The 12,488-nt window shown below is 68.9% G+C and carries 16 protein-coding genes and 2 tRNA genes; 13 read left to right on the top strand and 5 right to left on the bottom strand.

Annotation, left to right across the window (positions count from 1 at the left end; genetic code table 11):
- Positions 1-73: 73 nt before the first annotated feature.
- From ACZ5TV_RS05090 to ACZ5TV_RS05105, 4 genes are all read left to right on the top strand, one after another.
- Positions 74-547 carry an Hsp20/alpha crystallin family protein gene (locus ACZ5TV_RS05090; protein WP_379781591.1) on the top strand — a complete coding sequence of 158 codons (474 nt, stop codon included), beginning with the start codon at positions 74-76 and terminating at the stop codon, positions 545-547.
- Positions 548-694: 147 nt separating this feature from the next.
- Positions 695-1,141, top strand: a complete 447-nt coding sequence (locus tag ACZ5TV_RS05095; RefSeq protein ID WP_379781593.1) for an Hsp20/alpha crystallin family protein — start codon at positions 695-697, stop codon at positions 1,139-1,141.
- A 180-nt stretch (positions 1,142-1,321) separates the two neighbouring features.
- The gene (gene pcm, locus ACZ5TV_RS05100; RefSeq protein WP_379781595.1) at positions 1,322-1,951 is read left to right on the top strand and encodes a protein-L-isoaspartate O-methyltransferase; all 630 of its coding nucleotides are present in this window, start codon (positions 1,322-1,324) and stop codon (positions 1,949-1,951) included.
- A gap of 94 nt (positions 1,952-2,045) precedes the next feature.
- Positions 2,046-2,819: a protein-L-isoaspartate O-methyltransferase family protein gene (locus tag ACZ5TV_RS05105; protein ID WP_379781597.1), complete on the top strand. Its 774-nt coding sequence runs from the start codon at positions 2,046-2,048 to the stop codon at positions 2,817-2,819.
- Here the strand turns inward: ACZ5TV_RS05105 and ACZ5TV_RS05110 are convergent.
- Complete coding sequence (locus ACZ5TV_RS05110) at positions 2,816-3,289, bottom strand: DUF7382 domain-containing protein (protein WP_379781599.1); 474 nt, start codon at positions 3,287-3,289, stop codon at positions 2,816-2,818. The genes ACZ5TV_RS05105 and ACZ5TV_RS05110 overlap by 4 nt on opposite strands.
- Positions 3,290-3,427: 138 nt before the next feature.
- Between ACZ5TV_RS05110 and ACZ5TV_RS05115 the strand changes: the two genes are divergently transcribed.
- The 4 genes from ACZ5TV_RS05115 to ACZ5TV_RS05130 all read left to right on the top strand — a co-directional run bounded on the left by ACZ5TV_RS05115 (position 3,428) and on the right by ACZ5TV_RS05130 (position 5,764).
- Positions 3,428-4,573, top strand: coding sequence for an ATP-binding protein (locus tag ACZ5TV_RS05115; protein WP_464384190.1), 1,146 nt, complete (start codon positions 3,428-3,430; stop codon positions 4,571-4,573).
- Positions 4,574-4,645: 72 nt separating this feature from the next.
- Positions 4,646-4,993: a fluoride efflux transporter FluC gene (locus ACZ5TV_RS05120; RefSeq protein WP_379783675.1), complete on the top strand. Its 348-nt coding sequence runs from the start codon at positions 4,646-4,648 to the stop codon at positions 4,991-4,993.
- The gene (locus ACZ5TV_RS05125) at positions 4,990-5,346 is read left to right on the top strand and encodes a fluoride efflux transporter FluC (protein WP_379783677.1); all 357 of its coding nucleotides are present in this window, start codon (positions 4,990-4,992) and stop codon (positions 5,344-5,346) included. The genes ACZ5TV_RS05120 and ACZ5TV_RS05125 overlap by 4 nt, the downstream gene beginning before the upstream one ends.
- Positions 5,347-5,431: 85 nt before the next feature.
- Positions 5,432-5,764: a hypothetical protein gene (locus ACZ5TV_RS05130; RefSeq protein ID WP_379783679.1), complete on the top strand. Its 333-nt coding sequence runs from the start codon at positions 5,432-5,434 to the stop codon at positions 5,762-5,764.
- A 136-nt stretch (positions 5,765-5,900) separates the two neighbouring features.
- Here ACZ5TV_RS05130 and cca read toward each other — a convergent pair whose 3' ends face one another.
- Complete coding sequence (cca, locus tag ACZ5TV_RS05135) at positions 5,901-7,265, bottom strand: CCA tRNA nucleotidyltransferase (protein WP_464384191.1); 1,365 nt, start codon at positions 7,263-7,265, stop codon at positions 5,901-5,903.
- A gap of 128 nt (positions 7,266-7,393) precedes the next feature.
- On the opposite strand from cca, the gene ACZ5TV_RS05140 reads away from it, so the two are divergent.
- Both ACZ5TV_RS05140 and ACZ5TV_RS05145 read left to right on the top strand, forming a co-directional pair.
- Positions 7,394-7,466: transfer RNA gene (locus tag ACZ5TV_RS05140), tRNA-Asn, on the top strand.
- Positions 7,467-7,614: 148 nt separating this feature from the next.
- A tRNA-Ile gene (locus tag ACZ5TV_RS05145) sits at positions 7,615-7,690 on the top strand.
- A gap of 369 nt (positions 7,691-8,059) precedes the next feature.
- Here the strand turns inward: ACZ5TV_RS05145 and ACZ5TV_RS05150 are convergent.
- The 3 genes from ACZ5TV_RS05150 to ACZ5TV_RS05160 all read right to left on the bottom strand — a co-directional run bounded on the left by ACZ5TV_RS05150 (position 8,060) and on the right by ACZ5TV_RS05160 (position 10,284).
- Complete coding sequence (locus ACZ5TV_RS05150; protein WP_417448544.1) at positions 8,060-8,545, bottom strand: type IV pilin domain-containing protein; 486 nt, start codon at positions 8,543-8,545, stop codon at positions 8,060-8,062.
- A gap of 248 nt (positions 8,546-8,793) precedes the next feature.
- Complete coding sequence (locus tag ACZ5TV_RS05155; RefSeq protein ID WP_379783409.1) at positions 8,794-9,672, bottom strand: TIGR01548 family HAD-type hydrolase; 879 nt, start codon at positions 9,670-9,672, stop codon at positions 8,794-8,796.
- A gap of 99 nt (positions 9,673-9,771) precedes the next feature.
- A complete protein-coding gene (locus tag ACZ5TV_RS05160) occupies positions 9,772-10,284 on the bottom strand; it encodes a UPF0146 family protein (protein WP_464384192.1) in 513 nt (170 codons plus the stop codon).
- A gap of 39 nt (positions 10,285-10,323) precedes the next feature.
- Here ACZ5TV_RS05160 and ACZ5TV_RS05165 point away from each other — a divergent pair, with 39 nt between their 5' ends.
- The 3 genes from ACZ5TV_RS05165 to ygfZ all read left to right on the top strand — a co-directional run bounded on the left by ACZ5TV_RS05165 (position 10,324) and on the right by ygfZ (position 12,454).
- Positions 10,324-10,845: an archaemetzincin family Zn-dependent metalloprotease gene (locus ACZ5TV_RS05165; protein WP_379783436.1), complete on the top strand. Its 522-nt coding sequence runs from the start codon at positions 10,324-10,326 to the stop codon at positions 10,843-10,845.
- A gap of 75 nt (positions 10,846-10,920) precedes the next feature.
- Positions 10,921-11,220, top strand: a complete 300-nt coding sequence (locus ACZ5TV_RS05170; RefSeq protein ID WP_379783434.1) for a DUF6432 family protein — start codon at positions 10,921-10,923, stop codon at positions 11,218-11,220.
- An 82-nt stretch (positions 11,221-11,302) separates the two neighbouring features.
- Complete coding sequence (gene ygfZ, locus ACZ5TV_RS05175; protein ID WP_464384193.1) at positions 11,303-12,454, top strand: CAF17-like 4Fe-4S cluster assembly/insertion protein YgfZ; 1,152 nt, start codon at positions 11,303-11,305, stop codon at positions 12,452-12,454.
- The last annotated feature ends 34 nt before the right edge of the window (positions 12,455-12,488 follow it).

Raw genomic sequence — 12,488 nt, forward strand, 5'->3', positions numbered from 1 at the left:
CCGCTGGCCCGGGAACCGGGCCTCGACCGCCCGTCCGTACGTTGAAGTCGCTCGAGGTCGAATCCTGACCCGTATGACACGACGCGATCCCTTCGGCGAGATCGAGAACCTGTTCGAACGGATGGACCAAGAGCTGGAGAAACTGGGAGCGGGACTCGAGCGCCCCCGTTCTCCGGGCACCACCGTTGACGTCGTCGAAACGGCCGACGGGCTGCAGGTGATCGCCGACCTCCCCGGCTTCGACCCCGACGCGATCGACGTCGAGCTCCACGAGGACGCGCTCACGATCGGTGCGACCAGGGAGGAGATCCACGAGACCGGGACGGACGCGGACGAGGCGGACGCAAGCGAGGAGGCCCCCGAGTCCGGAACACCGCGGTACCACCGCCGTGAGCGCCGGTACGGCTCCGTCTCGCGCCGGATCCCGCTCCCGGTCGCGGTTGAGGCGGACGGAACGACGGCCAGCTACGATGACGGTGTGCTCACGGTCAGCCTCCCGAAGCGGACCGAGTCGGCGTCGAGCGGCCACCGGATCGACGTGGAGTGAGCGGACGGCGGCGTCGACCGCGCCGTGTCCGGTCCCGAACGTGTCGGGCCTCCGCTTCGAGCGCGTCACCTCGTAGTCGCATACCACGAGCGAACACGGCTCAAGCGGGGTTTACTACCTCAGCGACCTATTATATGGGTGATACTCATGAACAGATCGAACCCGTTCGACGAGATAGAGCAGTTCTTCGGCCGAACCCCCTTCGGCGGGGCGGGACGCAGCCTCGGGCACGCGGACGTCGACGTCGCGGAGTACGACGACGAGTTCGTCGTGATGGCCGACCTCCCCGGCTTCGACCGCGACTCGATAGATGTCCGAGTGGACGGGGATCGGGTGACGATCCGTGCCGAGCGTGAGACCGAACGCGAGGGACACGGCGATGGGGCGGAACACGGGGACGCCGACGAGTACGGCGAGGAGGGACGGTACCTCCGACGCGAGCGCCGACACCAGTCGGTGACCCGGTCCGTAGACCTCGGAGCCGACGTACACGAGTCGGACGCGACGGCGACGTACAAGAACGGCGTCCTCACCGTGACGCTCCCGAAGCGGGTTCACGACGAGGACGACACGCACCGGATCGACGTCGAGTAGTCGCTTTCGTCCGCGGCTTACCCCCCACCCTCGAATCACACCGCCGCCGTTTCACGAGAGATCGCCTTCAGCTGAGGTCGCCTTCACGTGAGACTGGCTTCACGCGGGACCGTCTTCGCGCGAGATCGGCTTGTTATCTCCGCCACCAGCTTCTCAACTGTGGTGGTCGTAAGCGGACGTATGAGCGACGACCGCGCGAGCGAGCGGGGGGCCCTGGTCGACCGGCTCCGCGATCGGCTCGACGTCAGCGAGCGAACCCTCGCCGCCATCGGGTCGGTCCCGCGCCACGAGTTCGTACCAGCACGGCTCCGGTCGCGGGCGTACGACGACCGGCCGTTGCCGATCGGACACGACCAGACGGTCAGCGCGCCGCACATGGTGGCGGTGATGATCGACTTGCTCGAAGTCGGACCCGGCGACCGGGTGTTCGAAGTCGGGACGGGCTGTGGCTACCACGCGGCCGTCGTCGCCGAGATCGTCGGGCCGGGCAACGTGTACAGCGTCGAGTACGTCCCGGCGCTTGCCGAGTCGGCTCGCGAGCGATTGCGTCGACTCGGCTACGAGGTGACGGTTCGGGCCGGAGACGGCCGGCAGGCGTTCGAGGACGAGGCCCCGTTTGACGCCGCGTATCTCACGTGTGCGGCCCCGGACGGCATCCCGGATCCGATCGTCGATCGGGTCCGAGTCGGGGGACGTGTCGTCGGCCCCGTGGCGGACGGAGCGGGACAGCGGCTCGTTCGCCTGCGGGTGACGGCCGACGGCGTCGAACGCGAGGACCGTGGCGGGGTTCGGTTCGTTCCGATGCAATGACGCCCGTCTCGATACGGTGGCCCCGGTGTCGGGACGGCAGTCAGACGGGACGGAAGAGCGTGCAGTTTTAGCCCTCCGACGACCCAAGTGGGGTATGGACGAAGCGGCGCTCCGCGCGGACATGATCGAGGGGCTCGAACATCAGATCGGCGAGCCGCTCGGCGGGTCCGTGCTGGCGGCGCTCCAATCGGTTCCGCGGGAGACGTTCGTCGAGGACGCCCCGTACGCGAACCGTGCGAGCGAGGAGGAACGGTCGCGAGCGCTCGCCCCGGCGACCGTGGCGCGACTGCTGACGGCGATCGACGCCGCGGAGGGCGACGACGTCCTCGTCGTCGGGGCGGGGATCGGCTACACCGCCGCGACGCTCGCGGAGATCGCCGGCCCACGCCATGTCCACGCGGTCGACATCGACAGGGGGGCAGTCACCACGGCGCGCTCGAACCTCGCCGAGGCCGGTTACGACGCCGTGCTGGTCGACCGTCGGGACGGTGCTAGGGGGCTCCCCGAGTACGCGCCGTACGACCGGATCCTCGTGGAAGCGGCGGTCGTCACCCCGCCGCGGGCGCTGCGCGACCAGCTCGTTGACGGCGGCCGGATCGTGTATCCGCGCGGGACGGTCGAACAGACCATCGCCGCCATCGAGCCCGCGGATGGGGAAGTCGTCGACGAGGCGGACCCCGCGCCGGACGGGTTCGGTACCGTCGAGGAGGCCGGCCCGGTTCGGCTCGATCCGATGCTCGTCGACGGTGAACAGGCCGGGGTCGAACGCAACCGCAGTCGGCGCGAGGACGCGGAGATCGAGCGACAGGGACAGTTCGCGCGGACCGGCTGGGAGCAGGAGTGGATCGACTGGGACGACCGGATCTAATCCTCAACGACCAGCACCGACGTGTTCTCGCGTTCATCGACGTAGTCGCTTCCCGCCGGCGGCTTGATCTCGATCGAGAGCGTCCCGTCCGACTGGTTCGGACCGAGCTCGGGGTCGATATCGACCGTCGCGATCCCGTCACCGTCGGTTCTCGCCGTCGCGACGCCGTCGATCCGCGCGGAGCCGCTGCGGACGATGACGGTGGCGTCGGAGACGCGCGTCCCGTCGGGGTCGACGACGGCGACATCGATGGCCTGGCTCCCGGGCGTCGTCACCTCCGGTTGCGGCTGCGCGTCGAGCTCGGTCGCGACGAGCCCGTCGATACTCCCGATCATTCCCATCATCACGCTGAGACTCGCGACGCCGACGACGAGCGCGATCACCAGTCTGACCGGCAACCCCTCGATCGCGCGGCTGTCGGCGAGGAAGGAACGGTCGGACCGTGACGCGTCGGATGTCGTATCGAACATACGACCGCCTGGCCGCGGTATCGTATATAAACGGTCGGCCACGACGTCGATGGGTTCGGTCGGTTCGATGGCAGCCGTATGCTCCCAAGCCTGAGTAGCGAACGACGAGTTATATACGATACCGCGGTCAGACCGCGTATGGACGTGATCGGACGCGAGGACTCGGCCGGCGGGGGCGACGAGAGCGGCGGCGGGAGACCCGTCGACGGCGGCACTGGGGAAGCGGAAGCCGCGGACGGGTCCGGATCGACGGGTCCCCCGACCGTCCACCTCGGGGCGTTCCTCGCGCGTGACGGGAGCGAGGGGGCCGCCGTCGGACTGGACGTGGAGAACCCGCACGCCGCGGTGGTGTTCGGCAAGCGCGGAACGGGGAAGTCGTACACGCTCGGCGTCCTGGCCGAGGGGCTCGCCGACAGCCCCGGGGTGGCCCCGGTCGTCGTCGACCCGATGGGCGTGTTCGGCGGACTGACGGCAGTCGGCGGGCGAGTGATGGAACCGCGCGTTCGACCCGAAGCGATCCCGCCCGCGGTCTGGCCGGATCTCGTCGGTCTCGACCCCACGAGCGGCCCCGGAAGCCTGCTGTGGCAGGTCGTCGCCGACGCGGTCGACGGACGCGACGACGGGGAGTCACCGTCGATCGACGGGCTCCGACACTCGGTAACCGAAGCCGACGCACCCGCGGCGACACGGCGGGCGGTCGGGAACCATCTCCGGCTGGCGGACTCGTGGGGGGTGTTCGACGCCGAGGCACCGCCGGTAGCGTCGTTCGCCCGGGACGGGAAGCCGACGGTGATCGACCTCGCCGGCGTGCCCGAAGCGCCGGCGGCCGCGGTCGTCAGGGCGGTCGCTCGCGGCCTCTACGACGCGCGTATCGACGGCGAGACGGCGCGGCTACCGTGGCTCCTGATCGACGAGGCACACGCCTTCTTCGGCGGCGTGGCCGACCCCGCGCTCCGGACGCTTCTGACTCGCGGGCGAGCTCCCGGGGTGTCAGTGGTCTGTGCCACCCAGCGGCCCGGGGCGCTCCCGAGCGTAGCCGTCTCGCAGTCCGACCTCCTCGTGGCGCATCGGCTCACCGCCGCGCCGGACGTCGAGCGGCTCGCGGACGCGGAGGCGACGTACCTCGCCGGCGACCTCGCCGCCAAACTACCGACGGGGACCGGCGAGGCGCTCGTCGTCGACGACGCGACGGAGACGGCACACACCCTCCGGATACGGCGGCGACGAACGCCACACGGCGGCGGGAGCCCGGCGGCCAGCGGCGTCGACATCGACGCCGACTGAGCGGCTCCGATCGGCTCACGACCCGCCGGAACGATCGGAACGCACAACACCGGCGACGGCGACCGGTCGGACATGGAACGGACGGTCGTCGGGGCCGGGATTGTCGCAGTCGGCGGGTTCCTCGGGGCCGTAACACGGTACGCCGTCGACGTCGCGAGCGGCGACGTGACTGGGATCGGGACCCTCCTCGTGAACGTCATCGGGTGTTTCCTGCTCGGGGTTGCCGTGACACGGACGCTGACCGTCCGAGTCCGGCTGTTCGTCGCAACCGGCTTCATCTCCTCGTTCACGACGTACAGCGCGTTCGCCGCCGACGCGATCACATTCGGTACGATAGCGGGGACGGGATACGTCCTCGTCAGCTACGGAGCGGGGTTCGCTGCGGCGGTCGCCGGACTGACCGTCGGGAGGCGACGGTGACGGGGTCGCTCGTCGCCGCGATGGCTGTCGGTCTCGGCGGAGCACTGGGCGCGGTGGCTCGCCACGCGGTCGCGTTAAGGATTCAGAGCCGGTGGTCGCTCGTCGTCGTCAACACGGCCGGGAGCTTCGCGCTCGGTGCAGTGATCGCCGCGCCGGTCGACTCCGTCGTCGGACTCGCGGTCGGTGTCGGGTTCTGTGGCGCGTTCACGACGTTCTCCTCGTTCGCCGTCGAGACCGTGATGACCGCGGAGCGCGGAGAACCCGTCGTCGCGACGCGGTTCGCCGTCGGTAGCGTCGTCGCTGCGGTCGCCGCGCTCCTCGCCGGGTCGAGTCTCGGTCTCGCCATCAGCTGACCTCCGGTGTGGTCGGGGACGACGGTGGGCGCAGGATCGTACGTCGAACGATAGATACAGGCGGATACGGACCGTACTCGCGAGCGTGACTGACGACGGCGACGACTCGGACGGGAAGCGATCGGTGATCGGGGAGTCCGACGACGCCCGCGAGGAAGCGGCTCCGACCCCCGATCCGGACGCGGTCGGCGAGGTCGACTTCGCCGACCTGTCGCTCCCGCAACGGGTGTTCGTCGCCGCGGTTCAGAACCCGACGCGTGGGGTAGTGATCGCCGCGCTGTTCGCGTTCGCCTTCTCGTTTTACATCGCGTTCTGGATGGTGTTTCCCCGGCTCGCGGCCGCCTTCACCGGGCTCGGGATCGTTCTCGCCGCCGTCCTCGCCGTCGTCTACTACCTGTTCGCCCGGTACGTGGACTGACCGCGACCCGGGCCGGTAGCCAGCACGGCGGCCCGGCCGACGACCGGGGTGGCAGGTGTGAGAGGACTGGCGGACGTGAGAGGGCTGGCGGACGTGAGAGGGCTGGCGGACGTGAGAGGGGCGTTAGCGGACGGAGTCACGGGTGTGGCTCGTAGAACCGGCGGAGTGCGGTTCCGAACCCGTCGGCGAGCGTCGCGACGGCGTCGCCGACGAGCACGTCGCGCCCCGCGAACGCGGGTTCGACCCGCGCGCCGAGCGCGACGTCGGCCGCCGCGTCGCTCTCGAGGTAGCCGCGAACCGTGGTGAACTCGCGCTCCCGCTCGACGACGTATCGGTCGCCGTCGATAAACGGGCCGTACGTGTCGGGGTCGACGTCGTCCGCGTACGACTCGTAGAAGTCCGCGGCGTGTTTCCGGACGGCGACCGGCGGCCCCTCGTGGCGGACCACCGCCGGGCGAGTCGCCGTCTCGACTTCGGCGTACAGCGCCGCTCGGTCGCCCTCGTCGTCGACCATCGCCTGTTCGCGCAGGACGTCGAACCCGCGGTCGTTCAGCCCGCGGACGACCCCGTCGAGCGATCGGCGGAGCTGGGGCCACAGCTGGTCGTCGACCAGATCGGGGGCGTCGAAGACGACCGCCACGGGAACCGCCGCTCGCCGATCGAGGTGATCGCGCACTTCGGCGGCGGTGAGCGGCTCGTACTCCGGCGGGCGGAACAGCGACTCGCGGGGGTTCGCGAGCAGGTCGCGGGCGTAGTGTTGGAACCGCGCGAGGTTCGCGGCCGACAGCACCGCCGCCACGTTCCGAGTCGGATCGGTCGGATCGACGACGACGAGGGCGTCGTCGAACGTCCGCTCGGCGTGCCCCTCGGGGTCGAACTCCATCGGAGGGTGCCAGCTGCGCGCGGACTCGACGAGGGGGACGAACCCGCCGAGCTCCGCGACGAGCAGCTCCGTCAGATAGCCGGAGAACCCCTCGGTCCGGAGGTCGCTCCCGTACGCGCCGATCCCCTTGAGGAACGCCTTCGCGAGGACCACGTCGGCCGCGAGCTCGTCGTCGAGCCGCTCGGTGAGGTACGCGTCGTGGAACGGCGTGCGGTCGACCGCGGAGACCAGATCGCTCGCGGCGTCGACGTCGTGACAGGGGACGAGGTCGACGTCGAACCCGTCGTACACCCCTTTCACGTACGGGTGTTCGGCGTATTCCTCGTGGCCGTCCGGGAGGACCGCGTGACCGACCGCGAGGCCGTACTCCTCCAACTCCGCGCGGTCGAGGTCGGCAGGGAACCGGACGAACAGGTCGATGTCGCGGTCGCCGGAGACCCACGTCCCGCGGGCCGTCGACCCCACCTGAACCACGTCTGCCTCTACCGGGAGCTCGTCGATCGCCTCGCGGGTCCGGTCGGTGAGCGTGGCGGCGGTCGCCCGCAACCGGTCGCGTTCCTCGGGGTCGGGGAGGACGCGTTCGCGGACGCGCGACAGCACGGCGTCGAGTTCGGCCATGGTCGGCGTTCTCGCGGTCCGGCCGAAAGCGTGTCGGTCGGGGGGCCACTCCGGGCTGAAACGACGGACCTTCCGAAGTCGGGCGGAAACGAAAGCCCTATCAAAACCAGTCGAGTACTGCGAAACGAGCCGAAGTAGCTCAGTTGGTAGAGCGCCTCGCTGTTAACGAGGCGGTCCCAGGTTCGAGTCCTGGCTTCGGCGCCTCCTCTTACGTCGCCATAGTCACGGACGCATCGTTCCTGACCGCGATCCAGTACGACGACCGTCGGCAGGCGCCACTGCGTCCGGCGGACGGCCCCGGGGAATGCGGTAGGCTAAAGAACGTCCCTCGTTTATCCGGGGTCGTGGCGGGCCTTTAGCTTAGTCTGGCTCAAAGCCCTCCGCTCATAACGGAGTGATCGCCGGTTCAAATCCGGCAAGGCCCACTCTCGAACCCGATAGGCGACCGGCGTCGCTATTTATAAGCGATTTCGGGCGTGGATATCGCACACGGGCTGTGGCGAGATGGGATAGAAGTGATCGGGAGCGACGCTGACGGGTATTTATACCAACTCGTGGGGTGGCGTGCGCCGGTGAGCGCCCGGAGGGCGCGAACCGTCCGCACGAGGGAGTCGGCGGCGGCCGAGCGGAGCGAGGCCGACGACGACGAGGCTGGGGAGGCGTGAGGTGCGGTTGCGGTGTGTAGAGCTTCGGCTACGTTCCTCCAGCGTCGTCGGTAATATATAAGTATCCGACGAGGACGCCCGAACTCAGTATATAAGTAATCGACTCACTGTGAATCGAAAAGAACCCCGTTAGTCGAAGGTGAACGAGTCGATATCCCCATCAACGGAGTCGATCCCATCGACCTCAAACGTCCGGTCGAGGAGGATCGAGTCGCTCGGCGTGTGAATGATCCGGACGCGGATGTCGCTGCTCGCCCCCTCATCGTGATTGATATCGAACGTCCCCGACTCCGTGTCGCCGACACTGAACCGCTCGTCGAACTGTCCGGTCGCCTGAGTGCTGTTCGTGGCGTCCGAGACGACGATACGGAGGTCACCGCTCGCGATGGCGTCGCCGCCGTTGTGTTCGACGGTTATCGTGCCGTCAGTACCGTCCTCACCGACATCGACGCTCAGCTGTGCGGTCGGCTGGTTGTCGCCCAGCGAGTCGCCGAGTCCGAGGACGAACGTCCCGATGACCGCCGCGAGGATGACCGTGATGGCGACCATGAGAATGACGCCTATAACGGGACTCACTGCGCGGTCGTCGTTGCCGAAGATGTTGTGATAATTCATTGATGTGCGCCAGTCTCATGCCGGCGAACGGTAGCGGGAGCGGGGCCGCCGTCGACCCGAACCGATCCCCCGATCGCTCGGCTGCTGGTTAGTTTAAGAGAGGTGGCAAGTATATATGAAGGTTCGTGCGCGAGTATCGGTCGTGATAACCAGCGGGCGGCCCCTCAAACGTCTGGTTTCGGCGTGTGAGGTTCGACCTGCGGGAGTTACTTATAAACTTTCGTCGGAAGCAGGGGCAGCACCCGATCTCAGGGGTCGACGGCTTCGAGGAGGTCGACCAGTCCGTTCACGTCGTCGAGCACCGCATCGGCCCCGTCCGCGCTGAACGCGCGACGACCGTCCTCGCCCGTCAGTCCGCCGGTGAGGACGCCGATCCCGTAGTACACTCGGTCGTCGTCGGTTCGATCGGCATGTCGCGCTGTCCGGACGTCATCGAGGGTGTCGCCGGCGAACGCGACCCGCTCGGCGTCCAGCCGGTCGGCGAGCGCGATCAACCCCTCCGGGTCGGGCTTGCCGGCCTCGGGGTCGTCCATCGTGATGCGGTGAGCGTCGGGGATGTCGAGACCGACGCGTTCCAAGGCGATCTCGGCCTCTGCCGCCGGACGACCGGTCAAGACGCCCACCGCGAAGCGGTCGGTGAGGTGATCGATCGTGTCGGGGTCGACGAGCGTCGCCTCGTCGGTGATGTACCCCGGGGCGGACACCGGCGGATCGCCGCCCTCGAGCTCGCGGTACAGCTCCTCGCCGAGGTACAGGGCCTGAAAGGTGTCGCGGAGGCGATCGGTGTCCCACTGGTCGCGGACCCGCGCCTGCGCCACGCTCGGGAGCTCGGCGACGACGCGTTTGGCCGCCTCGATCCCGCCGTCGTCGTCCGCGGCGATTCGGTCCGTGAACTCCTCGACGTCCATCCGGAGCCCTTCGCGCCGGGCCAACACGAACAGCGCGGCCGCGTCGGTCAGCTCCCAGTCGTCGTTGAACCCGCCGGCGTTCTTGAACGACTGGACGGCCTCGCGGTCGATGCTCTTCCCGCACACCCGGTCGACCGCCTCGATGATCGCCCGTCGATACGAGTCCGCGACGTCGACCAACACCCCGTCGATGTCGAGGACGACTGCGTCGACCTGCATACCCGTACGCCAGCCGGCGGAGGCCATGAACGTTCGGATCTCGGAACGATAATTCTCCCGACGACGGCGGCGATCGGTCCCCGCAGCGACGACCGGCCTCTACGGCGGCGACACGTCGTGGTCCGTCGGCTGTACGTCCCCGTCCGGCGGCCGGACGACGAACACGGTCGATCCCGCCAGCGACTTCGGCTCCACGGCGACGACCGGCTGTTCGAACCCGAGCGTGGTGAACAGGCACGTCGCCCCGAGCGCGCGAGCGAGCGTGACCGTCGGCCGCTGGAGCTCCGCGGGGAGGTTGAGCGCGTACACCGCGTCGAACCCCGTGGGATCGGTCGTCACCCCATCAGCGATGGCGTCGGCGAGCGCCGACGGGGGGTCGGGGGCCGCGGCGAGCGCGACGATGTCGGCCCGATAGAACCGGAGCGACCCGGGCGACTCGGAGGAGTGACCGTCGGCGGCATCGGCGACGTCGGCGACATCGATCGCGACCACGTCTCGCCCGCGGTCGGCAAGCGCCCGGGCGACACCGGGGCGTGTCCCGATCCCGATCTCCAGCAGTCGGTCGTATCGGCCGAGTTCGTCGACGAGCGCACGACGCGAAGGGGATACCACGTCGCGGGGTTTATGACCGCCGCGGTCAAAAGCGGTTCCATGCTCGTGGACATCGTCCCCGTCGGGGAAGTCACTCCGCGCGTGAAGCGGGAGGCTTCCGCCGCGCTCCGGTTGGTATACGACTGCGACGTCACGGTCCACGACGACCAGGCAGTGCCGGAGAGCGCGTACGACGCGGGACGAGACCAGTACCGCGCGGAAGACCTCATCGAGGTCGTCGGACGCGTCGGGAGCGGAGAGAAGAACATCGGGATCACGCCGCGCGACCTCTATTACCGCCGACGAAACTACGTGTTCGGGCTGGCGTACCTCAACGGAAGCGGCTCCGTTATCTCTACGCACCGACTTCGAACCTCCTCGGACGGCGGCGTGTCGACGAAGCCGGCGATCGACGTGTTCTCCGACCGCGTTCGCAAGGAGGTCGTTCACGAGATCGGCCATACGCTCGGGCTCGAACACTGCGACAACAGCAAGTGTGTGATGTCGTTCTCGCCGACCGTCCGCGAAGTCGACGTCAAAGAGGAGAACCTCTGTGGGACCTGTTCGCGACTGATCCGGTGACCTCGGATCACCGGGCAACGCCGGACGCCCGCGACTGCCGGTAGACGTAAACCCCACCCCGACGAAGCCATGGATATGGCCGCAAAGCCGGAGTATCGCGACCGTCCGGACGTCGAGGTCGCGGTGCTGGACGCGCTCGTCGACCGCGGTGACGAGGGGATGACCGTGTTGGAGCTCCGCGCCGCGGTCGACGCCGACATCGACGCGATAGAGGACGCCCTCTCGGCGCTGAAGGCCGACTCGCTGATCACCGTCGAGAGCGGCGACAGGGTTCGGGTGTACCCGCACGACCGGGTGGTTCCCGACCCCGAAGCGGACGACGAGGAGCCGACCGGCGGCATCGTCGACGCGATCCGCGACCGACTCGGGTTGTAGCGTCGGGAAGGTCGTCGACCCGCCAGTCCCGACCGAGACCGACACCCGCGACCTTTTGCCGTTCCCCCGCCTCGGTCCGGACATGACGCTCGTCTCCGACGCCCACGTCGATCACGGCGCGAGCTACCGCGACCGAAGCGACCGGAGGGTCGTCGACCACTACGGGAGGCCGGAGCGCGTCGGGAAGGCGGTCCGGAACGTCGTCGGAACCATCGAAATGGGGTACGGCGTGCTCGCCGTCACCGGCGCGGACCGCGTCGAATTCGTCGATAACGCCGTCACCAATCGCGTCCCCGACACGGACGGCCGCGGCGTGTACGCCCTGTTGCTCGATCCGCAAGGCGGGATCGAGACGGACATGTACGTGTACAACGCAGACGAACGGCTGCTCGTCTTCCTCCCCCCCGAACGAGCGGAACCGGTCCGGGAGGACTGGGCGAGCAAGACGTTCATCCAAGACGTTGCCATCGAGGACATCTCGGCCGATCTCGGCGTGTTCGGCGTTCATGGCCCGAAATCGACGGAGAAAGTAGCCTCGGTGCTGAACGGGGCCGGCGCGCCGGAGGAGCCGCTGACGTTCGTCCGCGGGTCGATGGTCGATGCCGGCGTCACGGTGATCGCGACCGACGCGCCGCTCGGCGAGGAGGGGTACGAGGTCGTCTGTGCGGCCGCCGACGCCCCCGAGCTGTTCGACACCCTGATCAACCGCGGGCTCAACGCGGCCCCGTTCGGCTACCGGACGTGGGACGCGTTGAGCCTAGAGGCGGGGACCCCCCTGTTCGAGTACGAGCTCGAAGGGGTCGTCCCGAACGTCCTCGGGATCCGAAACGCGCTCGACTTCGAGAAAGGGTGTTACGTCGGCCAGGAGGTCGTCTCCCGCGTCGAGAACCAGGGTCGACCGAGCCGCCGGCTCGTCGGGCTCCGTCTCGACGGCCTCCGCGAGGAGCTGTCACGGCTCGACCGAGACGCGGAGCCGGGCGCGGTGGCGGAGCGACTGCCGGCGACCGGCGCGGCCGTCTTCGACGGCGACGAGGCCATCGGGTCGGTGACGCGCGCGGCGGTCGGCCCGGACTCCGGCGACCCGCTCGCGCTCGCGCTCGTCGGCTTCGACGACGCCACGGACACGGTCGGGGTCCGTGTCGACGGGACCGAGATCGAAGCGACCCGGGCGGAGCTGCCGTTCATCGACGGAAGCGCGCGGTCGGGGCGGCTACCGACGTATTCCGACGAGTAAGGCCGTCGTCGCGGGCGGCTCTCCTGCCGGACCG

It is taken from the genome of Halorubrum tibetense (genome assembly GCF_055396225.1).